General features: G+C 70.9%; 21 protein-coding genes. 16 read left to right on the top strand and 5 right to left on the bottom strand.

The window, feature by feature from the left end; translation table 11 throughout:
* Positions 1 to 27 precede the first annotated feature (27 nt).
* Positions 28 to 738, top strand: a complete 711-nt coding sequence (locus tag ACFYRX_RS42705; protein ID WP_389112298.1) for a hypothetical protein — start codon at positions 28 to 30, stop codon at positions 736 to 738.
* A 35-nt stretch (positions 739 to 773) separates the two neighbouring features.
* Positions 774 to 1391 carry a chorismate mutase gene (locus ACFYRX_RS42700; RefSeq protein WP_389112296.1) on the top strand — a complete coding sequence of 206 codons (618 nt, stop codon included), beginning with the start codon at positions 774 to 776 and terminating at the stop codon, positions 1389 to 1391.
* A gap of 55 nt (positions 1392 to 1446) precedes the next feature.
* Here the strand turns inward: ACFYRX_RS42700 and ACFYRX_RS42695 are convergent, their stop codons facing one another.
* Together ACFYRX_RS42695 and ACFYRX_RS42690 are read right to left on the bottom strand one after the other, a co-directional pair.
* The gene (locus tag ACFYRX_RS42695) at positions 1447 to 3486 is read right to left on the bottom strand and encodes a TIM-barrel domain-containing protein (protein WP_389112294.1); all 2040 of its coding nucleotides are present in this window, start codon (positions 3484 to 3486) and stop codon (positions 1447 to 1449) included.
* 106 nt (positions 3487 to 3592) lie between these two features.
* On the bottom strand, positions 3593 to 4606 hold the full coding sequence (locus tag ACFYRX_RS42690) for a LacI family DNA-binding transcriptional regulator (protein ID WP_389112293.1): 1014 nt from the start codon (positions 4604 to 4606) through the stop codon (positions 3593 to 3595).
* 1326 nt (positions 4607 to 5932) lie between these two features.
* Between ACFYRX_RS42690 and ACFYRX_RS42685 the strand changes: the two genes are divergently transcribed.
* The 7 genes from ACFYRX_RS42685 to ACFYRX_RS42655 all read left to right on the top strand — a co-directional run bounded on the left by ACFYRX_RS42685 (position 5933) and on the right by ACFYRX_RS42655 (position 15542).
* Positions 5933 to 7864 (top strand): acyl-CoA dehydrogenase family protein, encoded by a 1932-nt coding sequence (locus tag ACFYRX_RS42685; protein WP_389112292.1) that lies wholly within the window; start codon positions 5933 to 5935, stop codon positions 7862 to 7864.
* A gap of 74 nt (positions 7865 to 7938) precedes the next feature.
* Positions 7939 to 9330 carry a 1-deoxy-D-xylulose-5-phosphate reductoisomerase gene (gene dxr, locus ACFYRX_RS42680; RefSeq protein WP_389112291.1) on the top strand — a complete coding sequence of 464 codons (1392 nt, stop codon included), beginning with the start codon at positions 7939 to 7941 and terminating at the stop codon, positions 9328 to 9330.
* An 8-nt stretch (positions 9331 to 9338) separates the two neighbouring features.
* Positions 9339 to 10631: a M50 family metallopeptidase gene (locus ACFYRX_RS42675; protein WP_389112338.1), complete on the top strand. Its 1293-nt coding sequence runs from the start codon at positions 9339 to 9341 to the stop codon at positions 10629 to 10631.
* A gap of 170 nt (positions 10632 to 10801) precedes the next feature.
* Entirely contained in the window at positions 10802 to 11959 is a 1158-nt protein-coding gene (gene ispG / locus ACFYRX_RS42670) for a flavodoxin-dependent (E)-4-hydroxy-3-methylbut-2-enyl-diphosphate synthase (RefSeq protein ID WP_389112289.1), read from the top strand.
* Positions 11960 to 12282: 323 nt separating this feature from the next.
* Positions 12283 to 13131, top strand: a complete 849-nt coding sequence (locus tag ACFYRX_RS42665) for a GNAT family N-acetyltransferase (protein ID WP_389112287.1) — start codon at positions 12283 to 12285, stop codon at positions 13129 to 13131.
* A gap of 89 nt (positions 13132 to 13220) precedes the next feature.
* Positions 13221 to 13751, top strand: a complete 531-nt coding sequence (locus ACFYRX_RS42660) for a GNAT family N-acetyltransferase (protein WP_389112285.1) — start codon at positions 13221 to 13223, stop codon at positions 13749 to 13751.
* An 87-nt stretch (positions 13752 to 13838) separates the two neighbouring features.
* Positions 13839 to 15542 (top strand): proline--tRNA ligase, encoded by a 1704-nt coding sequence (locus ACFYRX_RS42655; protein ID WP_389112283.1) that lies wholly within the window; start codon positions 13839 to 13841, stop codon positions 15540 to 15542.
* A 476-nt stretch (positions 15543 to 16018) separates the two neighbouring features.
* Here the strand turns inward: ACFYRX_RS42655 and ACFYRX_RS42650 are convergent, their stop codons facing one another.
* Genes ACFYRX_RS42650 through ACFYRX_RS42640 form a run of 3 tightly spaced genes read right to left on the bottom strand, consistent with a single transcriptional unit; the run spans position 16019 to position 17956 of the window.
* Positions 16019 to 16909, bottom strand: a complete 891-nt coding sequence (locus tag ACFYRX_RS42650) for an aminoglycoside phosphotransferase family protein (RefSeq protein ID WP_389112281.1) — start codon at positions 16907 to 16909, stop codon at positions 16019 to 16021.
* A 28-nt stretch (positions 16910 to 16937) separates the two neighbouring features.
* Positions 16938 to 17426: a ferritin-like domain-containing protein gene (locus ACFYRX_RS42645; protein ID WP_389112279.1), complete on the bottom strand. Its 489-nt coding sequence runs from the start codon at positions 17424 to 17426 to the stop codon at positions 16938 to 16940.
* The gene (locus ACFYRX_RS42640; protein WP_389112277.1) at positions 17423 to 17956 is read right to left on the bottom strand and encodes a hypothetical protein; all 534 of its coding nucleotides are present in this window, start codon (positions 17954 to 17956) and stop codon (positions 17423 to 17425) included. The genes ACFYRX_RS42645 and ACFYRX_RS42640 overlap by 4 nt, the downstream gene beginning before the upstream one ends.
* Positions 17957 to 18152: 196 nt before the next feature.
* On the opposite strand from ACFYRX_RS42640, the gene rimP reads away from it, so the two are divergent.
* The 7 genes from rimP (at position 18153) to truB (ending at position 25230) form a co-directional block, all read left to right on the top strand.
* Positions 18153 to 18695, top strand: coding sequence for a ribosome maturation factor RimP (gene rimP, locus ACFYRX_RS42635; protein ID WP_389112275.1), 543 nt, complete (start codon positions 18153 to 18155; stop codon positions 18693 to 18695).
* Between the two features lie 2 nt (positions 18696 to 18697).
* Positions 18698 to 19684, top strand: coding sequence for a transcription termination factor NusA (gene nusA, locus ACFYRX_RS42630; protein ID WP_389112273.1), 987 nt, complete (start codon positions 18698 to 18700; stop codon positions 19682 to 19684).
* 102 nt (positions 19685 to 19786) lie between these two features.
* Positions 19787 to 20068, top strand: coding sequence for a YlxR family protein (locus tag ACFYRX_RS42625; protein ID WP_389112271.1), 282 nt, complete (start codon positions 19787 to 19789; stop codon positions 20066 to 20068).
* Positions 20069 to 20242: 174 nt separating this feature from the next.
* On the top strand, positions 20243 to 23410 hold the full coding sequence (gene infB / locus ACFYRX_RS42620; RefSeq protein WP_389112269.1) for a translation initiation factor IF-2: 3168 nt from the start codon (positions 20243 to 20245) through the stop codon (positions 23408 to 23410).
* Positions 23411 to 23545: 135 nt separating this feature from the next.
* Positions 23546 to 23839: a DUF503 domain-containing protein gene (locus ACFYRX_RS42615; protein ID WP_389112267.1), complete on the top strand. Its 294-nt coding sequence runs from the start codon at positions 23546 to 23548 to the stop codon at positions 23837 to 23839.
* 36 nt (positions 23840 to 23875) lie between these two features.
* Positions 23876 to 24328: a 30S ribosome-binding factor RbfA gene (gene rbfA / locus ACFYRX_RS42610; RefSeq protein WP_389112265.1), complete on the top strand. Its 453-nt coding sequence runs from the start codon at positions 23876 to 23878 to the stop codon at positions 24326 to 24328.
* Positions 24325 to 25230, top strand: coding sequence for a tRNA pseudouridine(55) synthase TruB (gene truB / locus ACFYRX_RS42605; RefSeq protein ID WP_389112264.1), 906 nt, complete (start codon positions 24325 to 24327; stop codon positions 25228 to 25230). The genes rbfA and truB overlap by 4 nt, the downstream gene beginning before the upstream one ends.
* The last annotated feature ends 413 nt before the right edge of the window (positions 25231 to 25643 follow it).

The raw sequence follows: 25643 nt of genomic DNA, 5'->3' as shown, positions 1-25643 counted from the left end.
TTCCCCCCACCCATGGAAAGGGACACCATGGCAAGCACCCTGCGCAAGATCACCATGGCCGTACTGGCCCCGGCGATGGCCCTCGGCGCCACCGTCGGTCTCGCCTCCGCCCCCGCCTCCGCCGCCGTCTGGAGCTCCTGCGACCAGTGGGGCAGCACCAGCCTGAACGGCTACACCCTCTACAACAACATCTGGGGCTCCGGCGCCGGCAGCCAGTGCATCTGGGCCAACTCCGGCACCAACTGGGGCGTCAACGCCAACCACCCCAACACCGGCGGCATCAAGTCCTACCCGGACTCCAAGAAGGTGATCAACAAGTCGATCACCTCGCTGGGTTCGCTCAGCAGCAACTACAACGTCACGGTCCCGTCGTCCGGCGCGTACAACACGTCGTACGACATCTGGGACACCAACCACGCCTACGAGATCATGCTCTGGGTCAACAAGACCGGAGCCGTCGGCCCGCTCGGCACCTCGCAGGGCAACGTGACGCTCGGCGGCCACACCTGGACCGTCTACAAGGGCAGCAACGGATCCAACGCGGTGTTCTCGTTCGTCCGCACCTCCAACTCCACCTCCGGCTCGGTCAACATCCTGCCGATCCTGAAGTGGATCAAGGACACCAAGGGCTGGTTCGGCAACGTGACCGTCGGTGACCTGCAGTTCGGCTTCGAGATCACCAGCTCGTCCGGCGGACTGGACTTCGTGGCCAACAACCTGACCGTGAGCAGTAGTTGACCTGACGGTGGGGCGTCGTCGGGTTTGATGGGGACATGCGTACCACCACCCCCCTCCGACGTGCCCTGACCACCGTGACCGCGACCGCGGCCGTCGTTCTCACCGCGACGGGTACCGCGGTCGCGGTTCCGGCCTCCGGCACGACCGCGGCACCCCTCACCGCCCCCCACTCCCTCTCACCCCTGCACCCCGTCGTCGAGCTTGCTGCCGAGCGGCTGGCCACCGCCGACCTCGTCGCCGCCGCCAAATGGGGCACCGACAGCCCCATCGACGACCCCGCCCGCGAACAGCAGGTCCTCGACAACGTGGCAGCCCAGGCCACACAGCTCGGCGCCGACCCGGACGAGATCCGGGTGATCTTCCGCGACCAGATCGAGGCCAACAAGACCGTCCAGCGCGGCCTGTTCCAGCGCTGGACCGACCACCCGGACCAGGCACCGACGACCAAGCCGGACCTGAGCGTCGTACGCGAGCAGATCAACCGCGTCACCAGCGCGCTCGTCCAGGCGCTCGCCGCGACGGCCGACGACCGCGGCGCGTTCACCTGCCGCCCCGAACTGGCCCTGGCCGGCCTCCAGGTCCACCAGGAAAACCACCTCGACGTCCTGCACACCCGGGCCCTGGTCCGCGCGCTGGCCTCCGTCTGCCGCTGAGCACATGAGAACGCGGCCGGTCCCTCCCCCGCGGGGACCGGCCGCACTCCTGTGATCACTCCGCGATCGGCAGCTCCGCCCCGTCCCGCAGGAACAGCGGGATGCGGTCCAGCGGAGCCTCCACGGTCACCGTCGTGCCGCCCGCGTACGTCTCACCGGTCCACGCGTCCGTCCAGGTCGCGCCCGCCGGGAGATACGTCGTCCGGACCGTCGCCCCCGCCGTGAGGACCGGTGCCACCAGAAGATCCGCACCGAAGAGGTAGGCGTCGTCGACAGTCCACGCCGCCTGGTCCCGCGGGAACTCCAGGAACAGCGGACGCATCGGCGTCAGACCCTCCTCGTGGGCCTCGCGCATGACATGCAGGACGTACGGCTTCAGTCGCTCGCGCAGCCGCAGGTACTTCTCCAGGATCGCGCCGGCCTCCTCGCCGTACGACCACACCTCGTTGGGGCCGCCCGTCATGTCGGGGCCCAGTTCCATGCCCGGGTCACGGAAACCGTGCAGGCGCATCAGCGGGGACAGGGCGCCGAACTGGAACCAGCGCACCATCACCTCGCGGTACGCCGGGTCGTCCGGGTCGCCGCCGTGGAAGCCGCCGATGTCGGTGTTCCACCAGGGGATACCGGACATCGCGGTGTTGAGGCCGGCCGCGATCTGCTCGCGCAGGGTCGGGAAGTCGGTGCCGATGTCACCGGACCACAGGGCGGCGCCGTACCGCTGACTGCCCGCCCAGGCCGAGCGGTTGAGGGTGATGACCTCCTCGCCCTCAGCACTCAGGCCCTCGTGGAAGGTACGGGAGTTCTCGGCCGGATAGCTGTTGCCGACCTCCAGGCCGGGACCGGCCCAGTAGCGCAGGTTCTCCTGGAAGCCGGGCTTGAGCTCCGGCTCGCAGGCGTCCAGCCAGAACGCCGTGATGCCGTACGGGTCGAGGTAGTTCGCCTTCACCTTCGACCACATGAACTCCCGCGCCTCCGGGTTCGTGGCGTCGTAGAACGCCACCTGGACGGTGGAGGCGACCCCCTTGTCCGGCCAGTCGGCGTGCGCCATCGGACCGTACTGGGTGCCGATGAAGTATCCGCGCTGTTCCATGACGGGGTGGTTCTCGCTGAGCGGCGACACCGACGGCCAGACGCTGACGACCAACTTGATGCCCAGTTCGTCCAGTTCACGGACCATCGCCGCCGGGTCGGGCCACTCGGCCGGGTCGAACTTCCACTCGCCGAGGTGCGTCCAGTGGAAGAAGTCGCAGACGATCGCCGAGATCGGCAGACCCCGGCGCTTGTACTCCCGTGCCACGGCGAGGAGTTCGTCCTGGGTGCGGTAGCGCAGCTTGCACTGCCAGAAGCCCGCCGCCCACTGAGGCAGCATCGGCGTACGGCCCGTCACCGCGCTGTAGCGGCGCTGGCCGTCGGCCGGGTCGCCCGCGGTGATCCAGTAGTCGATCTGACGGGCCGAGTCGGCCACCCAGCGCGTGCCGTTGCGGGCCAGCTCCACGCGGCCGATCGCCGGGTTGTTCCACAGCAGGGTGTAGCCGCGGCTGGAGGCGAGGACCGGGATGCTGACCTCGGCGTTGCGCTGGACCAGGTCCAGGACCAGGCCCTTCTGGTCGAAGCGGCCGTGCTGGTGCTGGCCGAGACCGTACAGCTTCTCGTCGTCGTAGGCGGCGAAGCGCTGCTCAAGGCGGTGGTGGCCGTTGCCGACCGCGGTGTACAGGCGCGAGCCGGGCCACCAGAAGTGGGCGCGGGCCTCCGCGAGCAGTTCGGTGCTGTCCTCGGTGCGCAGGAAGCGGAGCTGTCCCTCGGCGTCGACGTGGACGGTCAGCGTGCCCACGGTCAACTGGGCTTCCGAGTCACCGATCTTGACCGTGCTCTCGGTGGCCGGCGCCTCGTCGAGCAGGGCGCCGGGCAGCCCGTCCAGGATCGGCCCGCCGAGCCTGGCCCGCACCCGGACCGCGTCCGGGCCCCAGGGCTCGACCCTCACGGTCTCCTGGCGACCGCTCCACTCCAGCGCGCCGTCCCGCTCCCGGAACGTGCCGACGGTGGGGGACGACTGCGCGAGGCTGACCTTGGGCTGGATTTCGGCAGGCTGATTCACGAGGGGTGCTCCTGAAGGAATGCAGACAGGGGTGTGCCGCACAGGCACGGCATGCGTGGTGTGTGGGGGTGGGGCGAGAAGGCGGTGGTGCGTGGTGCGTGGGCTGTCAGGACACCGAGGGCGCCGGACCCGTGCTGCCCCGGACCGTCAACTCCGGTTCGATCAGGACGACTTCGTCCTCACCGCGGCCCTCGAGTTTTGCGGTGAGCCGCTCCACCGCGTGCCGGCCCATCTCCTGGGCGGGGATGGCGACCGAGGTCAGCCGCACCGAGGCCTGGACGGCCACCTGGTCGGGGCAGATCGCGACGACCGAGACGTCCTCGGGCACGGCCCTGCCCTGCTGGCGCAGCAGCGCGAGCAGCGGTTCGACGGCCTGCTCGTTCTGCACGACGAAGCCCGTGGTGGACGGGCGCTCGTCGAGGATGCGGGCGACGGTGACGGCCATCGCGTCGTACCCGCCGTCGCACGGCCGGTGCAGCAGTCGTACGCCCAACTCCTGGGCGCGGGACCGGAGTCCGTCGAGGGTGCGCTCGGCGAAACCGGTGTGACGTTCGTAGACCGCGGGGGCCTCGCCGATGACAGCGATGTCGCGGTGACCGAGCTTCGCGAGGTGCTCGACGCACAGCGCGCCGGTGGCCCGGAAGTCGAGGTCGACGCAGGTCAGTCCCGAGGTGTCGGCGGGGAGGCCGATGAGCACGGACGGCTGGTCGGTGCCGCGCAGCAACGGCAGCCGTTCGTCGTCGAGTTCGACGTCCATCAGGATCATCGCGTCGGCCAGACCGCTGCCGGTGACCCGGCGCACGGCGTCGGGACCCTCCTCGCCGGTGAGCAGCAGGACGTCGTACCCGTGCGTCCGTGCGGTGGTGGCCACCGCGATGGCGATCTCCATCATCACCGGCACGTACATGTCGGTGCGGAGCGGGACCATCAGCGCGATGATGTTCGACCTGCTGCTGGCGAGCGCGCGGGCGCCCGCGTTCGGGTGGTAACCGAGGTCGCGGATGCTCTGCTCGACCCGCTGCCGGGTGGTCGTGGAGATGGACCGCTTGCCACTGAGGACATAGCTCACCGTGCTCGCCGAGACTCCGGCGTGCTGGGCGACCTCGGCGAGGGTGACCATCCAGCTCTCCAAGCTTTGTGAAGCGCTTCGACAGTGCGCAATGCGAACAACGGCGGGTGGGGGTGGTTCGACAGTAGCTCCACCGGGGGTGGGTGTCCATAGGTTGTCGAAGCGCTTCGACACAGACTTCCGCGGCCGGGCCATGTGGGGAGGCCGGGACGCTGCATCCTGCCTACCACGCCCGGTCGCGGCGGGCCATGGATCAGGCGGGCGGCGCCCGGCCGGACCTTCGCGAACCCGGAGACCGGGCCGGGTGGGCACCGTACACCTGGGACGGGGTCCGGGCGGGCGCCGCCCGCGGTGCGGTAGTCGCTGTGGGCTGCCCGGTCGGGTCCGCACGGGTCGACGGTGCGGTGTCCTGGCGCGGGCGGAGCCGGTTTCGCGAGTGCGCGGGCCTGGCGCGGCATCGCTGCCCGGCCGCGGCCCCGACGAGTCCGAGCCCCGTTGTGCAGCGCTGCGCGGCCCGGGGTCCGGGCGGGCGGCCCGCGGTGCGGTAGTTGCTGTGGGCTGCGCGGCCTGCACGAGTCGACGGCACGGCGTCGCGGCGCGGGCGGAGGCGGCCTCGCGCGTGCGCGAGCCTGGTGCGGCACCGCTGCCCGGCCGCGGCCCTGACGAGTCCGCGCCCCGGGGTGCAGCGTTGCGCGGCACCCTTCGCCGGACCGGCCGCCCCCACGGATGGGGCGCAGGCGGTCGAGCCGTCCCCGTAGGGCGTGGGTCCGCCATGCAGCGCCATCGCGCAGCGCCGCGCGGCGGAGGGGGCGCAGGCGGTCGAGCTGTCCCCGTGGGACGTGGGTCTGCCACGCAGCGCCACCGGACGCGGCGGCGTACACCCTCACCGTGCCCGGCCGGCACCGGGCTACGGCGCCGGCCAGTCGTCCACCGGCCTGCCGGTTCGTATCGGCGGCCGCAAGCCGGTCGAGGGCGGCCGGGGCATCCGGTCCGCTCAAGCCCCGGCACATGAACGTCGCCATCAGGGCCGGCTGTCAGGGCGTCATCGGCCGGAACGTCCCCTCGCCGTCCGTCGGGCCGACGCCACCAAGGCAACCCTCGACCTCCACGACTGCCGACGCCACCAAGGCAACCCCCGACCTCCACGACTGCCCACAGCCGTCCGGTGGAGCAGCCCCGACAACGACGCGCACGTCTCCGGCACCGAGGTCCGCACCTGCGCGCGACCGCTGGACACCGGGTCGTATTCCGTCGACATCGGCCGAACGGCCGCGCGAAGGGTGGTGGCCTCGCCCCGGATCGGGTACATACGATCGGGTAGCACCCGTCGGTAACCATACGGACCCATGATCCCGATTCACGACGAGGTGAGCATCGATGTCCGCACCACCCACCAAGCCCGTCGTCACCGAGCGCGAGGCCCGCGAGGTGGCGGAGGCCGCCCGGGAACAGGACTGGCGCAAGCCCAGTTTCGCCAAGGAACTGTTCCTCGGGCGCTTCCGGCTCGACCTCATCCACCCCCACCCGATGCCCCCCGAGGAGGACGCCCGGCGCGGCGAGGAGTTCCTCGCGGGACTCCGCGACTTCTGCGAGACCAGGGTCGACGGGGCCCTCATCGAACGCGAGGCCCGCATCCCCGACGACGTCGTCAACGGGCTCAAGGAGCTCGGCGCCTTCGGCATGAAGATCGACCCCAAGTACGGCGGCCTCGGCCTCACCCAGGTCTACTACAACAAGGCGCTGGCCCTGGCCGGCTCCGCGAGCCCCGCGATCGGCGTGCTGCTCTCGGCCCACCAGTCGATCGGCGTACCCCAGCCGCTGAAGATGTTCGGCACCCAGGAACAGAAGGAGAAGTTCCTGCCCCGGTGCGCCCGCACCGACATCAGCGCCTTCCTCCTCACCGAACCCGACGTCGGCTCCGACCCGGCCCGCCTGGCCACCACAGCCGTACCCGACGGCGACGACTACGTCCTCGACGGAGTGAAGCTCTGGACCACCAACGGAGTCGTCGCCGACCTCCTCGTCGTCATGGCCCGCGTGCCCAAGAGCGAGGGCCACAAGGGCGGCATCACCGCCTTCGTCGTCGAGACAGACTCGCCCGGCATCACCGTCGAGAACCGCAACGCCTTCATGGGCCTGCGCGGCATCGAGAACGGCGTCACCCGCTTCCACCAGGTCCGGGTCCCGGCCGCGAACCTCATCGGCAAGGAGGGTCAGGGCCTGAAGATCGCCCTGACCACGCTCAACACGGGCCGGCTCTCCCTGCCCGCCTCCTGCGTGGCCGCAGGCAAGTGGTGCCTGAAGATCGCCCGCGAATGGTCCGCGGCCCGCGAACAGTGGGGCAAGCCCATCGCCCACCACGAGGCCGTCGGCGCCAAGATCTCCTTCATCGCGGCGACCACCTTCGCCCTGGAGGCCGTACTCGACCTGTCCTCCCAGATGGCCGACGAGGACCGCAACGACATCCGCATCGAGGGCGCCCTCGCCAAGCTCTACGCCTCCGAAATGGCCTGGCTCGTCGCCGACGAACTCGTCCAGATCCGCGGCGGCCGAGGCTTCGAGACCGCCGACTCCCTGCGGGCCCGCGGCGAGAAGGCCGTCCCCGCCGAACAGGTCCTGCGCGACCTGCGCATCAACCGCATCTTCGAGGGCTCCACCGAGATCATGCACCTGTTGATCGCCCGCGAGGCGGTCGACGCCCACCTCTCCGTCGCCGGCGACCTGATCGACCCGGAGAAGTCCCTCGGCGACAAGGCCAAGGCGGGCGCCAACGCAGGCGTCTTCTACGCCAAGTGGCTCCCCAAACTGGTCGCCGGACAAGGACAACTCCCTTATTCATACGGAGAGTTCAAGCGCGAGATCGACCTCTCCGCGCACCTGCGCTACGTCGAACGCACCGCCCGCAAGCTCGCCCGCTCCACCTTCTACGCCATGTCCCGCTGGCAGGGCCGCATGGAGACCAAACAGGGCTTCCTCGGCCGGATCGTCGGCATCGGCGCCGAACTCTTCGCCATGAGCGCGGCCTGCGTACGCGCCGAACTGCTGTACACCACCGAGGACCACGGCCGCGAGGCCTACCAACTCGCCGACACCTTCTGCCACCAGTCCCGCCTGCGCGTCGAGGAACTCTTCGGCCGCCTCTGGAACAACACCGACGACCAGGACCGCAAGGTCGTCAAGGGCGTCATGGCCGGCACCTACACCTGGCTGGAGGACGGCATCGTCGACCCCTCCGGCGAAGGCGCCTGGATCGCCGACGCGACACCAGGACCCTCCGAGAAGGAGAACCTCCACCGCCCCGTGCGGTGACCGCCCCGGGACAGCGCGTCCCCCGAAAGGGACGCGCTGTCCTCCTACACCGCGCTTACGGCCACAATGGGGGGATGAGTGACAGTCCAGCCCCCCGAGGGCGCGGGCCGGAAGCCCCGTCCGCCCCGCGACGCCAAGCACGCACTCCCGACGCCCGGCACGGCGAGAGCACGCACCTGACGACGTCGGGCCCGCCCTCCGGACGGACGACGGGACCCGCGGCCCACGCCCTCGCCGACCCGCACCTGGTCTACGACCCCGTAGCGGGCGACGGCCCCAGGGACGTGGTGATCCTCGGCTCCACCGGCTCGATCGGCACCCAGGCCATCGACCTCGTGCTGCGCAACCCCGACCGGTTCCGGGTCACCGCCCTCTCCGCCAACGGCGGCCGGGTCGAGCTCCTCGCCGAGCAGGCGCACCGACTCGGGGCACGGACCGTCGCGGTCGCCCGCGAGGACGTCGTACCGCAGCTGCGCGAAGCACTCCGCGCCCGCTACGGCACCGGCGAACCGCTCCCCGAGATCCTCGCCGGCCCGGACGCCGCCACTCAGGTCGCCGCCTCCGACTGCCACACCGTCCTCAACGGCATCACCGGCTCCATCGGCCTCGCCCCCACCCTCGCCGCCCTGCAGGCGGGCCGCACCCTCGCGCTCGCCAACAAGGAGTCACTCATCGTCGGCGGCCCGCTGGTCAAGGCCCTCGCGAAGCCCGGACAGATCATCCCGGTCGACTCCGAGCACGCGGCACTCTTCCAGGCCCTGGCCTCCGGCACCCGGGCCGACGTGCGCAAGCTAGTTGTCACGGCGTCCGGGGGACCGTTCCGGGGCCGTACCAAGGCCGACCTCGCGCGGGTGACCGTCGAGGACGCCCTCGCCCACCCCACCTGGGCCATGGGCCCGGTCATCACCATCAACTCCGCGACCCTCGTCAACAAGGGACTGGAGGTCATCGAGGCACACCTCCTCTACGACATTCCCTTCGACCGCATTGAGGTGGTCGTGCATCCCCAGTCGTATGTCCACTCGATGGTTGAGTTCACGGACGGATCCACGATCGCCCAGGCGACGCCCCCCGACATGCGGGGGCCGATCGCCATCGGCCTCGGCTGGCCCGAGCGCGTCCCCGACGCGGCACCGGCCTTCGACTGGAGCAAGGCGTCGACCTGGGAGTTCTTCCCGCTCGACAACGACGCGTTCCCTTCGGTCAACCTTGCGAGACACGTCGGGCAGCTCGCGGGCACGGCCCCGGCGGTGTTCAATGCCGCCAACGAGGAGTGCGTGGAGGCCTTCCGGGCCGGCGCGCTGCCGTTCAACGGGATCACGGACACCGTGACCCGGGTGGTGGACGAGCACGGCACCCCGCGCGGGGGCACCTCGCTCACCGTCGCGGACGTCCTCGAAGCGGAGACCTGGGCGCGGACCCGGGCCCGGGAACTGACGGCACAGACGGCGGAGGCCCGTGCATGACGACCCTGATGTTCATCCTCGGCATAGGGCTCTTCGCCTTCGGCCTCCTGATCTCGATCGCGTGGCACGAGCTGGGGCACCTGTCCTTCGCCAAGCTGTTCGGCATCCGCGTGCCGCAGTACATGGTCGGCTTCGGCCCGACCGTCTTCTCGCGCAGGAAGGGCGACACGGAGTACGGGATCAAGGCCATCCCCTTCGGCGGCTACATCCGCATGATCGGCATGTTCCCGCCCGGCGACGACGGCCGTATAAGCGCCCGTTCCACCTCGCCCTGGCGCGGCATGATCGAGGACGCCCGCTCGGCCGCCTTCGAGGAACTCCAGCCCGGCGACGAGAAGCGCCTCTTCTACACCCGTAAGCCCTGGAAGCGCGTCATCGTCATGTTCGCGGGCCCCTTCGCGAACCTGATCCTCGCCGTGGTGCTGTTCCTCACCGTCCTCATGGGCTTCGGCATCTCCCAGCAGACCAACACGGTCAGCTCGGTCTCCAAGTGCGTGATCGCCCAGAGCCAGAACCGCGAGAACTGCAAGGCCTCCGACCCGGCCTCCCCGGCCGCGGCCGCAGGCCTCAAGGCGGGCGACAAGATCCTCGCCTTCAACGGCGTGAAGACGGACGACTGGAACAAGCTCTCCGACCTCATCCGCGCCAACCCCGACAAGACGGTCCCGATCGTCGTCGAACGCGACGGCAAGGACGTGACGCTGAGCGCGAAGATCGCCAGCAACCAGGTCGCCAAGAAGGACTCCAGCGGCCAGTACGTCCAGGGCGAGTACGTCACCGCCGGCTTCCTCGGCTTCAGCGCCGCCACCGGCATCGTCAAGCAGGACTTCGGAGACTCCGTGGTCTGGATGGGCGACCGGGTCGGCGAGGCCGTCGACTCCCTCGCCGCCCTGCCCGGCAAGATCCCGGCCCTGTGGAACGCGGCCTTCGGCGACGCCCCCCGCGAACCCGACTCCCCGATGGGCGTGGTCGGCGCGGCCAGGGTCGGCGGCGAGATCTTCACGCTCGACATCCCCCCGACCCAGCAGCTCGCGATGGCGCTGATGCTGGTGGCGGGCTTCAACCTGTCCCTGTTCCTCTTCAACATGCTCCCGCTGCTCCCCCTGGACGGCGGCCACATCGCGGGCGCCCTGTGGGAGTCCCTGCGCCGCAACCTGGCGAAGGTCCTCAAGCGCCCGGACCCGGGCCCGTTCGACGTGGCGAAGCTGATGCCGGTGGCTTATGTGGTGGCGGGGATCTTCATCTGCTTCACGATCTTGGTCTTGATCGCGGACGTCGTTAACCCCGTGCGCATCTCCTAGCCGTACGGCGTTCGAGGCGGCCCGGCACGCTCTGTGCCGGGCCGCCTTCCATTGAGTGGGTTTGGCGGCAGCGATGTGCTCGTCCCCGCGCCGGTGCCGTAATCTCGAAGTCCGGAGCCCGCCGCTGACGGGACCTGGGCCTTGATCCACGACTTGGGGTTGCACAGCAGATGACTGCGATTTCTCTCGGCATGCCGTCCGTTCCGACCAGGCTCGCCGAGCGCCGGAAGACCCGCCAGATCCAGGTCGGGTCTGTGGCGGTCGGCGGCGACGCCCCCGTCTCCGTGCAGTCGATGACGACGACCCGTACGTCCGACATCGGCGCCACCCTCCAGCAGATCGCCGAGCTCACGGCGTCCGGCTGCCAGATCGTGCGGGTGGCCTGCCCCACTCAGGACGACGCGGACGCGCTCGCGACCATCGCGCGCAAGTCGCAGATCCCGGTGATCGCGGACATCCACTTCCAGCCGAAGTACGTGTTCGCGGCGATCGAGGCCGGCTGCGCCGCGGTCCGTGTGAACCCCGGCAACATCAAGCAGTTCGACGACAAGGTCAAGGAGATCGCGCGGGCCGCGAAGGACCACGGCACCCCGATCCGGATCGGCGTCAACGCGGGCTCGCTGGACCAGCGGCTGCTCCGGAAGTACGGGAAGGCGACTCCGGAGGCGCTGGCGGAGTCCGCGCTGTGGGAGGCCTCCCTCTTCGAGGAGCACGACTTCCGGGACATCAAGATCTCCGTCAAGCACAACGACCCGGTCGTGATGGTCGAGGCGTACCGCCAGCTCGCCGCCCAGTGCGACTACCCGCTGCACCTCGGCGTGACCGAGGCGGGCCCCGCCTTCCAGGGCACCATCAAGTCGGCCGTCGCCTTCGGTGCGCTGCTCTCCCAGGGCATCGGCGACACGATCCGCGTCTCCCTCTCCGCACCCCCGGTGGAGGAGGTCAAGGTCGGCAACCAGATCCTGGAGTCCCTGAACCTCAAGCAGCGCGGCCTGGAGATCGTCTCCTGCCCGTCCTGCGGCCGTGCCCAGGTCGACGTCTACAAGCTGGCCGAAGAGGTGACGGCGGGGCTGACCGGCATGGACGTCCCGCTCCGCGTCGCGGTCATGGGCTGCGTGGTGAACGGCCCCGGCGAGGCCCGCGAGGCCGACCTCGGTGTCGCCTCCGGCAACGGCAAGGGGCAGATCTTCGTCAAGGGCGAGGTCATCAAGACCGTGCCCGAGTCCAAGATCGTGGAGACCCTCATCGAGGAGGCCATGAAGCTGGCCGAGCAGATGGAGGCCGAGGGCATCGCCTCCGGCGAGCCGTCGGTGTCGGTCGCGGGCTGACGCCTGCGGGTCGCGGCCGGGACAGGGTCGGGGCGGGAGTCCCGGAGCGGAGCATCGGCCTCCGCTCTTCGGCTCCCGGACCCCCGCTCCTCAACCGCCGGGAGCGCCGACTGCGAGGTCGGGGCTTCCCGACGCCGGTCCAGCCGATCCCAGCCCGTCCGGCGTTCGAGGACGAGGCCCCTTCAGGGCCGACGGGGGTCCCCGGTGCAGGGCGTCGCGGCGGACGGTCACCGGAAGGAAACGGCACCCGAACTCAGGGCGGCGCGGCTCGGCTTCCGCAGGTACAGTGCGGAGATCAGCAGACCCCAGTGTGAGGCCCGCCCGTGTTGACCCAGACGACCTCCCGGGTCCTCGAACCGAGCGACCTGGACGCCGCGCTCGCCGTCCTCGACCGTGAGCCGGTCGCGAACGCCTTCGTGACGTCGAGGGTCCAGGTCGCCGGCCTCGACCCGTGGCGGCTCGGCGGCGAGATGTGGGGCTGGTACGAGGACGGCATGCTCACGTCCCTCTGCTACGCCGGCGCCAACCTGGTCCCGATCTGCGCGACCCCGCGAGCGGTCCGCGCCTTCGCCGACCGGGCCAGGCGGGCCGGCCGCCGCTGCTCCTCCATCGTCGGCCCCGCCGAGGCCACCGCGCTGCTCTGGCGCCTGCTGGAACCCAGTTGGGGCCCGGCCAGGGAGGTCCGTTCCCGCCAGCCCCTCATGGTCACCGACCGCATGCCGGCCGACATCGCCCCGGATCCGTACGTCCGCCGCATCCGCAAGGACGAGATGGAGGCGATCATGCCGGCGTGCGTGGCGATGTTCACGGAGGAGGTCGGCGTCTCGCCGCTGGCAGGGGACGGGGGACTGCTGTACCAGGCCCGCGTCGCCGAACTGGTCGGTTCCGGCCGCTCCTTCGCCCGCCTCGACGAACACGGCAAGGTCGTCTTCAAGGCGGAAATCGGCGCGGCGACGCACCGGGCCTGCCAGATCCAGGGCGTGTGGGTGGCCCCCGAGTACCGGGGCAGGGGAGTGGCGGCCCCCGGGATGGCGGCGGTGCTGCGGTACGCGCTGGCGGACGTGGCCCCGGTGGTCAGCCTCTACGTGAACGACTTCAATACGCCCGCGAGAAGGACGTACACGAGGGTGGGCTTCCAAGAGGTGGGCGCTTTCATGAGCGTTCTCTTCTAGGACGCGCCAGGGCGATGTGGCCTGGGGGCGACCGGCCGCACGCGACCCGCACCCGGCGCACCGCCGGAACTCCCCTGTACGCTCCCCGCATGGACCTCGTCATCGGCCCCCTGGACCTGTCGGCGCACGTGGACGAGGCCCTGGCCATCCAGGCCGTCGCATTCGGCCTGGGCGCGGACGAGGTGGCCGTCCGCCGCCAGATCGTCCTGCGCCACATGACGTACCCGGGCGCCCGCGCCCTCGGCGCGACAGTCGCCGGGAACCTCGTGGGATTCGTCTATGGCATGCCCAACGACCGCACCCACTGGTGGTCCACCGTCGTGGAGCCCTACCTCCGCGCCCAGCACAACGACATCTGGCTCGACGACGCCTTCGTGATCACCGAGCTCCATGTGCACCCCCACCACCAGAACCGCGGCATCGGCCGCACCCTGATCACCACGATCACCGACGGCACCGCCGAACCCCGCTCGATCCTCTCCGCGATCGACACCGACAGCCCGGCCCGCGGCCTCTACCACTCCCTCGGCTACCAGGACCTCGCCCGCCAGGTCCTGTTCCCGAGCGCACCGAAGCCGTACGCCGTGATGGGTGCCCCTCTGCCGCTGCGCCGCCGCTAACGGATTTCCACCGGCGCAGGGCCCCCGGCTAACCTCCTGGGGGGTGTCCGACACCCATCACCCTTTCCCGGCAGGAGTACGAGAACCATGGCCAACCCACCGGTCCAGCGCATGTCCCAGTTGATGGCGAAGACGCTGCGCGACGACCCCGCGGACGCCGAGGTCCTCAGCCACAAGCTGCTCGTCCGCGCCGGCTACGTCCGCCGCACCGCGGCCGGCATCTGGAGCTGGCTGCCGCTCGGCAAGAAGGTGCTGTCCAACGTCGAGCGGATCGTCCGCGAGGAGATGGACGCGATCGGCGCCCAGGAGGTGCTGCTGCCCGCCATCCTGCCGCGCGAGCCGTACGAGGCGACCGGCCGCTGGGACGAGTACGGCCCGGAGCTGTTCCGCCTGCAGGACCGCAAGGGCGGCGACTACCTCCTCGGCCCGACCCACGAGGAGATCTTCACGCTGATCGTGAAGGACCAGGCGTCCTCCTACAAGGACCTGCCGGTCATCCTCTACCAGATCCAGCACAAGTACCGTGACGAGGCCCGCCCGCGGGCCGGCATCCTGCGTGGCCGCGAGTTCCTGATGAAGGACTCGTACTCCTTCGACACCGAGGACGAGGGGCTGGCACAGTCCTACGCCCTGCACCGCCAGGCCTACCAGAAGGTCTTCGCGCGCCTCGGCCTCGACTACCGCATCTGCGCCGCCACCGCCGGTGCGATGGGCGGTTCGAAATCGGAGGAGTTCCTCGCCCCCGCCGAGGCCGGCGAGGACACCTTCGCGGACTGCCCGAACTGCGACTTCGCGGCCAACACCGAGGCGGTCGGCCACGAGTTGACGGCGCGCGACGCGTCCGCCGTTCCCGCCCTCGAAGAGATCCCGACCCCCGACACCCCCACCATCGAGACCCTCGCCGCGCACCTCGGCGTCCAGGCCTCCGACACCCTGAAGAACCTCCTGGTGAAGGTCGACGGCGAGATCGTCGCCGTGGGTGTGCCGGGTGACCGTGAGGTCGACCTGGGCAAGGTGGAGGCGCACTTCGCGCCCGCCGCCGTGGAGCTGGTGACGGCGGAGGACTTCGTCGGCCGCCCGGACCTGGTGCGCGGGTACGTCGGTCCGCAGGGCCTGGGCGAGAAGGTGAAGTACATCGCCGACCCGCGGGTGGCCCCCGGCACTTCCTGGATCACCGGCGCCAACAAGGAGCACACGCACGCGAGGAACGTCGTCGCGGGCCGGGACTTCGAGGTCGACGAGTACGTCGACGTGGTGGTCGTCCAGGAGGGCGACCCCTGCCCGAAGTGCGGCACCGGCCTCAAGCTGGACCGTGCCATCGAGATCGGCCACATCTTCCAGCTGGGCCGCAAGTACGCCGACGCCCTCAAGCTCGACGTCCTCGGCCAGCACGGCAAGCCGGTCCGCGTCACCATGGGCTCCTACGGCATCGGCGTCTCCCGCGCGGTCGCCGCGCTCGCCGAGCAGACCGCCGACGACAAGGGTCTGTGCTGGCCCGCCGAGGTCGCCCCGGCCGACGTGCACGTGGTCGCCGCCGGCAAGGCGCTCCAGATCGAGCTGGCCCTCGACGTCTCCGAGAAGCTGCGCGAGGCGGGCCTCAGGGTCCTCGTCGACGACCGCGCCGGGGTCTCCCCGGGCGTGAAGTTCACCGACTCCGAGCTCATCGGCGTACCGAAGATCCTGGTCGCGGGGCGCCGTGCCGCCGAGGGCGTCCTGGAGCTCAAGGACCGCCGCACCGGTGAGCGCGAGGAGCTGACGGTGGACGAGGCGATCGCCCGCCTCACCGCCTGATCACCTGTTCGTCAGGGCCGTACCCGACCGTAGTGCGTGACACAGCGTCACTACGGCTACGGAGGGGTACGGCCATGGCAGGCAGAGGCACGGACAGCGGGGGCGAGGAGCGGGGTGCCGTCGCGCTGGTCCCCAGGGGAGCCCGGCGCACGGCCGCCGCCGCGGCGGCGATCACGCTCGCGGGGCCGTCCGGTCCGCGTCAGCCTGCTGCTCGCCGAAGCCCTGTGGGCAGCGAGGCGACCGACAGCGCGGTCGACCCCACGGTCGGCTCGTGGGCCGGCCCCGACCCTGGTCCAGAACGTCGAGACGCCGGCCCAGCCGGCCCTGACCACCTTCGCCGCCGAACTGGACGCCCACGCAAAGGGTTTGAACGGGTGGCCGGCTCCCCGGTCCCGGCGCACATGGTCGAACGCGCCCGCAGAGCGGCGTCGGACTGCCCGGTGCCGGCTCTGCGGCTGAGGGCGGGGTGACCGCCTTCACAGCCACCCGGCGAACTCCAGCAGCAGTTCGGCATCCCGGGGTCGTCCCACCCGCAGCGCCCGGACCCCCGACTCCACGGCCCGGAACAACGTCCACCCGCGCAGCCGCTCCTGATCCACGTCGAGCGACTCCGCGAGCCGCTTCACCCGCCGCCGGGTGATCGCCGCTCCGGACGGCGAGGCGATCAGGTCCTCCACCCGATCCCGTACCAGCCGGGCGAGATCGAACGCACACTCCCCGACGACAGGGTCGGGCCCGACAGCGAGCCAGGGCGAGCGCGTACCGGCAAGCACCTTGCTCTGCCGAAACGTTCCGTGCAGCAACCGCTCCTCAGGCGGCGCGGCCAGCAGCGACTCCCGCGCGTCGAGAGCCGCGCTCACCAGTCCCGCCACGTCCGCGGATGCGCCCCGCATGACCGAGGCCTGCCGTCCGGTCCGTTCGGCCACCGTCTCGAACGCATGGTCGTCGGGAGGCTCCACCCACAGCCGTCGCAAGGCCCCCGCGGCCTCCAGAAGTGCCTTGGCCTCCGGCAGCGACCGCACGGAGACATCGGGATGCAGCCGCTCCAGCAGCAGCACGCCTTCGTCCGCGGGTTCGTCGATCAGTTGTACGGTCCCCCGGCCGCCCCAGTGCGCGAGAGCCGCCCGCTCGCTCTCCGGTCGGGCCCGGGGCGGCGCCAGCTTCAGCACGGCCGGTGTCCCGTCCGCCCGCCGCGCGAGTACGACGAGGCTGCTGCGCCCTCCGGGCACCTGCACCCGCTCCACGGTCAACTCGCGCAGCGCGACGGCCTGTGCGGCGGTCCCGGGCAGCTTCTCCACCCAGTCGTCCCCGTGCGGCGCGCTCTCACCGAGCGCCCGCACCAGCCGCTGCGGTGGTTCGAAAGCCATGCGCGAGTCGTTCCCTTCCAGTACCGCGTTACGCCGTGGGGGCCGCCGAAGCCGGAGTCGGAGCCGAGGTCGCAGCCGATGGTGAGGTCGTGGCCGCCCGCTCGGCGAGTCCAGGGAAGGCTACGCTCTCGCCACGCCAGCGCACCGCTCGCACCGCGGCCTCCCGCAACGCCTCCGCGGCCATGCTCCGCCGTCCGCCCTCGGTTGCCCGCACCAGGTCCGAGTACACCCCGGCCACCCGCTCCTCCAGCTCGGCGGCGAACCGCACGGCCGCGACCGAGTCCGGCACCGGGAAAGGCAACGCGTACGCCGGTGCGGCGGCCACCGGCGTCCCGCCCAGGTCCCGCACCTCACGCACCAGGGCGTCCCGGCGGGCCCGGTGGGCGTCATAGGCGGCCTTGGCCTCCGCGCGCCGGACCGCACCGACCCGGCCGCCGACGACGCCGTAGCCGTAGACGGCGGCGTGCTCGGCCGCCAGCGCCTTCTGGAGGGCCTCCAGCTCCTGCTTCTCACTCATCGGGCATTCTCCGTCAGCAGATAGGCGTGGGCCGCACCGGCCGCCGCCACCGAGGCCAGCAGGCGGGCCAGCTCGCCCGGCACGTCGAGCAGCTCCTTGGCCCGCCGGTCCGCGAGCGACCGTTCTGCGGCGGCGAGCCCGGCCAGGGCGTCCCTGTCGGTCGCGGGCACGGTCGCCGACGGCGAAGCGGGCCCCGGGCCCGGGGCCGCCGACGCGGTGGGAGAGGCCTCGGTGACCATCCCCCCGAACGCCTCCGCGTGCCGCACGGCTTCCGCCCGCAACGGCCCCAGCCGCTCGGCGAGTGTCGGATACGCGGAGAGGACGGCGTCGTAGCGCTCGACCATTCCCCGGCTGTCCCGGGCCGCACGCACGCGTGCCCGCTCGACGACGGACGGACTCCCGGCGGTGCCCTCCTCGGTGCTGGCCGCCCCGTCGGAGCAGCCCACCAACAGAGCACCCCCGGCGACCGAGGCGAGCAGGGATCTTCTGCGCGGCCCCGAGAGGGTGCGCGAGAGCGGGGGGAACGGCACGGCAGACGTCCTAGGGAGGCTCGTACGAACACACTGGCGGGAAGGTCGGCCCGCTCGCGATCACCGTACCCGCGCACCGGACCACCCTCGCGGCAACCCACCTGAGGGGCGCGCGCAACACCCCCGCAGACCGGATACCCTTTGACCAGACACGCGACCTACCCACAACAGCACACGCGGCCGAGGAGTCACCCGGATGAGCACCACCCAGAGCGAGAGGCTGCGAGAGCTCCTGGAACCGCTCGTCACCTCCCAGGGCCTGGATCTCGAAGAGATCGCCATCGACTCCGTGGGGCGAAAGCGAGTGCTGCGCGTCGTCGTCGACTCGGACACCGGTGCCGACCTGGACCAGATCGCCGATGTGAGCCGCGCGCTCTCGGCGAAGCTCGACGAGAGCGACGCGATGGGTGCGGGGGAGTACACCCTCGAGGTCGGTACCCCGGGCGCCGAGCGCCTCCTGAAGGATCGCCACCACTACGAGCGTGCCGTGAGCAGGCTGGTGAAGTTCCAGCTGACCGAGGGCGGCGGCGAACTGGTCGCGAGGATCCTGACGGTCGGCGACGAAGGTCTCGAACTCGAAGTGCCCGGCGTGAAGGGCCGCAAGGCCACCGCCCGCAGCCTCGCCTTCTCCGACATCGACAAGGCGCGCGTGCAGGTCGAGTTCAACCGCAAAGACGACGCGAACGACCAGAACGACCAGCACGACGAGAACAACGACAAGAAGGAAGAGGAGGCGTAGCCGTGGACATCGACATGAGCGCCCTGCGGGGCTTGGTACGGGAGAAGGAGATCTCCTTCCCCCTGTTGGTCGAGGCGATCGAGTCGGCCCTCCTCATCGCTTACCACCGCACCGAGGGAAGCCACCGCCACGCGCGCGTGAACCTCGACCGGGAGTCCGGTCACGTGATCGTGTGGGCGAAGGAGGACCCCGAGGACCTCGAGGAGGGCCAGGAGCCCCGCGAGTTCGACGACACCCCGTCCGACTTCGGCCGGATCGCCGCGACGACCGCCAAGCAGGTCATCCTCCAGCGGCTGCGCGACGCCGAGGACGACGCGACGCTCGGCGAGTACGCGGGGCGTGAGGGCGACATCGTCATGGGCGTGGTCCAGCAGGGCCGCGACCCGAAGAACGTGCTGGTCGACATCGGCAAGCTGGAGGCCATCCTGCCGGTGCAGGAACAGGTCCCGGGTGAGACGTACCCGCACGGCATGCGGCTGCGGTCGTACGTCGTCCGGGTGGCGAGGGGCGTGCGCGGGCCCTCCGTGACCCTGTCGCGCACGCACCCCAACCTGGTGAAGAAGCTCTTCGCCCTGGAGGTGCCGGAGATCGCCGACGGGTCCGTCGAGATCGCCGCGATCGCCCGCGAGGCCGGCCACCGCACCAAGATCGCCGTACGGTCCACCCGTTCGGGCCTGAACGCCAAGGGCGCCTGCATCGGGCCCATGGGCGGCCGGGTGCGCAATGTCATGGGTGAGCTGAGCGGTGAGAAGATCGACATCGTCGACTGGTCGGACGACCCGGCCGAGATGGTCGCCAACGCGCTGTCGCCGGCCCGGGTCTCCAAGGTCGAGGTCGTGGACATGGCCGCCCGTTCCGCGCGCGTGACGGTCCCCGACTACCAGCTCTCCCTCGCCATCGGCAAGGAGGGGCAGAACGCCCGCCTCGCGGCCCGGCTCACCGGCTGGCGGATCGACATCCGGCCGGACACCGAGCAGGCCGGGGAATAGTTACCAGCCGCAGGCCGCTGAGATCACGACAGTTATGTGGGCGGCAACTGTTCGATCTTTGCCCCGAAGGGGTGAGGTCGCTACGGGGAGGTAGACTTAAGAGTGTCTGGCCGGACGCACGCCCGCGCATGCCCTGAACGCACCTGTGTGGGGTGCAGGCAGCGAGCGGCCAAGACGGATCTGCTGCGTATCGTGGTGATCAAGGACGCATGCGTCCCCGATCCTCGCGGTACGCTGCCCGGCCGGGGTGCGTATGTACACCCCGCGCTGGTCTGTCTCGACAAGGCGGTACGCCGCCGGGTGTTCACGAGGGCGCTGCGCGCTCCGGGAACGCTCGACGTAAAGGCGTTGCGCCAGTACGTCGAGCAGACAGACAGTTGCTGAGCGCACTGGTTGAGCCGGCAACACCGTAAGAAGCGTCGCGCGGAACCCCGTGCGGCCCTGGTACCCCGCGAGTTGGAAGTAGGTCGAGATTGCGATGAGCACTCGATGAGCACGCGATGAGTACGCCCATGAAGTAGCGACGGTCCGGACACACCCGGACCTAAAAGGAGCGAAGTGGCTAAGGTCCGGGTATACGAACTCGCCAAGGAGTTCGGGGTGGAGAGCAAGGTCGTCATGGCCAAGCTCCAAGAACTCGGTGAATTTGTCCGTTCGGCGTCTTCGACCATCGAAGCGCCCGTCGTCCGTAAGTTGACGGACGCCCTCCAGCAGGGCAACGGAGGCGGCAAGCCCGCTTCCGCACGCAAGGCTTCCCCGGCACGTCCGGCAGCCCCCTCTCCCGCGCAGGCCGCCCGTCCGGCAGCCCCGCGCCCGCCGGCCCCCAAGCCGGCCGCCGCCGTCGAGACGCCCGCGGCTCCCGCCGCGCCGGCCGCTCCCGCCGGCTCCCGTCCCACTCCGGGCCCGAGGCCCGCGCCGCGGCCCGCCCCGGCGTCCCCGGCTCCGACCACGCCCGAGTTCACGGCACCGCCGTCGGCTCCCGCCGCCCCGGCCCAGGGCTCCGGCCCGCGTCCGGGTTCCGGCGCTCCGCGTCCGGCCGGTCAGGCCGCGCCGCGTCCGGGCGCCCCGCGTCCGGCTGCCGGTCCCGCTCAGGGTGGCCAGGGCCAGGGCCGCAGTGAGCGTCCCGAGCGCGGCGAGCGTCCCGCCGGTCCCCGTCAGGGTGGCCAGGCGCCGCGTCCCGGTGCCCGTCCGGCCGGTCCCCGTCCGGGCAACAACCCCTTCACCTCTGGTGGTTCCACCGGCATGGCGCGCCCGCAGGCGCCCCGTCCGGGTGGCGCCCCGCGCCCCGGTGGCCCTGGCGGCCCCGGTGAGCGTCCCGGCGGCGCCCCGCGTCCGCAGGGCCAGGGTCAGGACCGCGGTCCCCGTCCCCAGGGCGCGGCGGGCGGCGCCCGTCCGCAGGCTCCGGGCGGCGCTCGTCCGAGCCCGGGCGGCATGCCCCGTCCGCAGGGCGGCGGCCCCCGTCCCGGCGGTGGCCCCGGTGGCAACCGTCCGAACCCCGGCATGATGCCGCAGCGTCCGGCTGCCGGTCCGCGTCCCGGTGGCGGTGGCCCCGGCGGCCGCGGTCCCGGTGGCGCCGGTGGCGGTCGTCCCGGCGGTGCCGGTGGCGGTCGTCCCGGTGGCGGCGGCTTCGCAGGCCGTCCTGCCGGTCCCGGTGGCGGTGGCGGCGGCTTCGCCGGTCGTCCCGGTGGTCCCGGTGGCGGTGGCGGCGGCTTCGCCGGTCGTCCGGGTGGTCCCGGTGGCGGCGGCGGCGGTCGTCCCGGCTTCGGTGGCCGTCCCGGCGGTCCCGGTGGCCGTGGTGGCACGCAGGGCGCCTTCGGTCGTCCCGGCGGTCCCGCGCGTCGCGGTCGCAAGTCGAAGCGGCAGAGGCGCCAGGAGTACGAGGCCATGCAGGCCCCGTCGGTCGGCGGCGTGATGCTGCCTCGCGGCAACGGACAGTCCGTCCGCCTGTCGCGCGGTGCGTCCCTCACCGACTTCGCCGAGAAGATCAACGCCAACCCGGCGTCGCTCGTCGGCGTGATGATGAACCTCGGCGAGATGGTCACTGCCACGCAGTCCGTCTCCGACGAGACGCTGAAGCTCCTCGCGGACGAGATGAACTTCGTCCTCGAGATCGTCAGCCCCGAGGAGGAGGACCGCGAGCTGCTCGAGTCCTTCGACATCGAGTTCGGCGAGGACGAGGGCGACGAGGACGACCTGGTGGTCCGTCCGCCGGTCGTCACCGTCATGGGTCACGTCGACCACGGTAAGACCCGACTGCTGGACACCATCCGCAAGACGAACGTCGTCGCGGGCGAGGCCGGCGGCATCACGCAGCACATCGGTGCGTACCAGGTCGCGACCGAGGTCAACGGTGAAGAGCGCAGGATCACCTTCATCGACACCCCCGGTCACGAGGCGTTCACCGCCATGCGTGCCCGTGGTGCCAAGTCGACCGACATCGCGATCCTCGTGGTGGCGGCCAACGACGGTGTGATGCCCCAGACGATCGAGGCGCTGAACCACGCCAAGGCGGCCGACGTGCCGATCGTGGTCGCGGTCAACAAGATCGACGTCGAGGGCGCGGACCCGACCAAGGTGCGCGGTCAGCTCACCGAGTTCGGTCTGGTGGCCGAGGAGTACGGCGGCGACACGATGTTCGTCGACATCTCCGCCAAGCAGGGCCTCAACATCGAGGCTCTTCTGGAGGCCGTGGTCCTCACCGCGGACGCCTCGCTCGACCTGCGGGCCAACCCGGAGCAGGACGCACAGGGCATCGCGATCGAGTCCCACCTCGACCGTGGCCGTGGTGCCGTCTCGACGGTCCTGGTCCAGCGCGGCACGCTGCGCATCGGCGACACCATGGTGGTCGGCGACGCGTACGGCCGTGTCCGGGCCATGCTCGACGACAACGGCAACAACGTCGAGGAAGCGGGTCCCTCGACCCCCGTCCTGGTCCTGGGTCTCACCAACGTCCCCGGCGCAGGCGACAACTTCCTGGTCGTCGACGAGGACCGCACGGCGCGTCAGATCGCCGAGAAGCGGGCGGCGCGCGAGCGCAACGCCAACTTCGCCCGCCGGGGTGTCCGGTTCTCCCTGGAGAACCTGGACGAGGCCCTCAAGGCCGGTCTGGTGCAGGAACTCAACCTCATCATCAAGGGCGACGCGTCCGGTTCGGTGGAGGCTCTCGAGTCCTCGCTGCTCCAGCTCGACGTCGGTGAAGAGGTCGACATCCGCATCCTGCACCGCGGTGTGGGTGCGGTCACCGAGTCCGACATCAACCTGGCGACCGGCTCCGACGCCATCGTCATCGGCTTCAACGTCCGCGCTGCGGGCCGCGCGGCGCAGATGGCGGAGCGCGAGGGCGTCGACGTCCGGTACTACTCGGTGATCTACCAGGCCATCGAGGAGATCGAGGCGGCCCTCAAGGGCATGCTCAAGCCGGAGTACGAGGAGGTCGAGCTCGGCACGGCGGAGATCCGCGAGGTCTTCAAGTCGTCCAAGCTGGGCAACATCGCCGGTGTCCTGGTCCGTTCGGGAGAGGTCAAGCGCAACACCAAGGCGCGCCTCATCCGCGACGGCAAGGTCATCGCGGAGAGCCTCAACATCTCCGGTCTGCGTCGCTTCAAGGACGACGTCACCGAGATCCGCGAAGGGTTCGAGGGCGGTATCAACCTCGGCAACTTCAACGACATCAAGATCGACGACGTCATCGCGACGTACGAGATGCGCGAGAAGCCGCGCGGCTGATCGTCGTAGCACGCGATCGGGGCCGGTCGGCGGGAGTTATTCCGTCGATCGGCCCCGGCCGTTGCGTGTACGGTTCCCGTATCGGCGTCGAAGCGTGGCGCCCGTACCCCGAACCGGCGGGACATCCGGACACACATGTATGTGGGGACTCTGTCCTTCGACCTGCTCCTCGGTGACGTGCACTCACTGAAGGAGAAACGCTCACTCGTCCGTCCGATCGTGGCCGAGCTCCACCGCAAGTACGCGGTGAGCGTGGCGGAGACGGGCAACCAGAACCTCCACCGCAGGGCCGAGATCGGGCTCGCGGTGGTCTCCGGGGACACAGAACACCTCACCGACGTACTGGACCGCTGCGAGCGGCTGGTCGCCGCTCGGCCCGAGGTGGAACTGCTCTCGGTTCGACGCAGGCTCCACAGCGACGAAGACTGAAGCAAGCAGCAAGACAGTTACTAAGGAGACGGACCAGTGGCCGACAACGCGCGCGCCAAGAGGCTGGCGGACCTCATCCGAGAGGTGGTGGCCCAGAAGCTGCAGCGTGGGATCAAGGACCCGCGGCTCGGCACCCACGTCACCATCACGGACACCCGGGTCACGGGTGACCTGCGGGAGGCGACCGTCTTCTACACCGTGTACGGGGACGACGAGGAGCGGGCCGCCGCGGCCGCCGGCCTGGAGAGCGCCAAGGGCGTGCTCCGCAGCGCGGTCGGTGCGGCGGCGGGCGTGAAGTTCACGCCGACGCTGACCTTCATGGCCGACGCCCTGCCCGACACCGCCAAGACCATCGAGGATCTCCTCGACAAGGCACGCCAGTCCGACGAGAAGGTGCGCGAGGTCTCCGCAGGCGCCGCCTACGCCGGTGAGGCCGACCCGTACCGCAAGCCGGGCGACGAGGACGAGACGGACGACGCCGCCGAATGACGCAGAAGACCCCACCGCCCGACGGCCTTGTCATCGTCGACAAGCCGTCGGGCTTCACTTCGCACGACGTGGTCGCCAAGATGCGCGGGATCGCCAGGACCCGCCGCGTCGGACACGCGGGCACTCTCGACCCCATGGCGACGGGCGTCCTCGTCCTCGGCATCGAGAAGGCGACCAAGCTCCTCGGGCACCTGGCGCTGACCGAGAAGGAGTACGTGGGCACGATCAGGCTCGGCCAGAACACCCTGACCGACGACGCGGAGGGCGAGATCACGGGGTCGGCGGACGCCTCGAAGGTCACCCGGGAAGCCGTCGACGCCGGGATCGCCAAGCTGAGCGGCGCCATCATGCAGGTGCCGTCCAAGGTGAGCGCCATCAAGATCGACGGGGTGCGCTCGTACAAGCGGGCCCGTGAGGGCGAGGAGTTCGAGATCCCCGCCCGGCCCGTCACCGTGTCCTCCTTCGCGGTCCACGACATCCGGGACGCGGTCGCCGAGGACGGCACCCCGGTCCTCGACCTGGTGGTCTCCGTGGTCTGCTCCTCCGGCACCTACATCCGGGCGCTCGCCCGCGACCTGGGCGCCGACGTGGGCGTGGGCGGCCACCTCACCGCCCTGCGCCGCACCCGCGTGGGCCCGTACAAGCTGGACTCGGCCAAGACCCTCGAACAGCTCCAGCAGGAGCTGACGGTGATGCCGATCGCCGACGCCGCCACGGCCGCGTTCCCGCGCTGGGACGTCGACGCCCGCCGGGCCAAGCTGCTCACCAACGGCGTACGGCTCGACATGCCCGACGCCTACGCGGGCGTCGGCACTGTGGCCGTGTTCGATGCCGAGGGCCGCCTCCTCGCACTGGTCGAGGAACACAAGGGCAAGGCGAAGAGCCTGGCCGTCTTCGGATAAGGGCCGTCCGCCGTTCGCCGTTTGGCGGAGCGGTCGGCGGGAGTCGGCGTGCCGGGCCCCGCGATGCCGGGTCCGGCTGCTGGGCAGATGCCGATGCGGCCACGCGCGGTTGCGGGGCGGGCCGGGAGTCGCGAGGGGCGACGGTCCTGCTGGGACACTCCCCGCGCGGAGGGTCGCCGACCGGCGCGGGGGCGGTGCCGAGGCTGCCCGCCCGTGGAGCGGCGATCACGGGGTTGCGCCGCCGCTCCACGGTCCCCCTCGGTTCCCCCACCCCTAGGGTGTATCCGCCCGTCCCCTTCCATTCACCCGCGCGGACGGGCGCTCGGAGTGAACCGGGGGAGCGGAAGGGGGCGCTTTCGCCACGCGATCTGTCCCGCTGATCACCTCGCGCCTACCGTCGAAAGCAGGAACGT

The organism is Streptomyces sp. NPDC005374, assembly GCF_042872225.1.
GTDB lineage: Bacteria > Actinomycetota > Actinomycetes > Streptomycetales > Streptomycetaceae > Streptomyces.
Note: the sequence above shows the minus strand (reverse complement) of the source record. Positions and strands in the feature narration are given on the sequence as shown.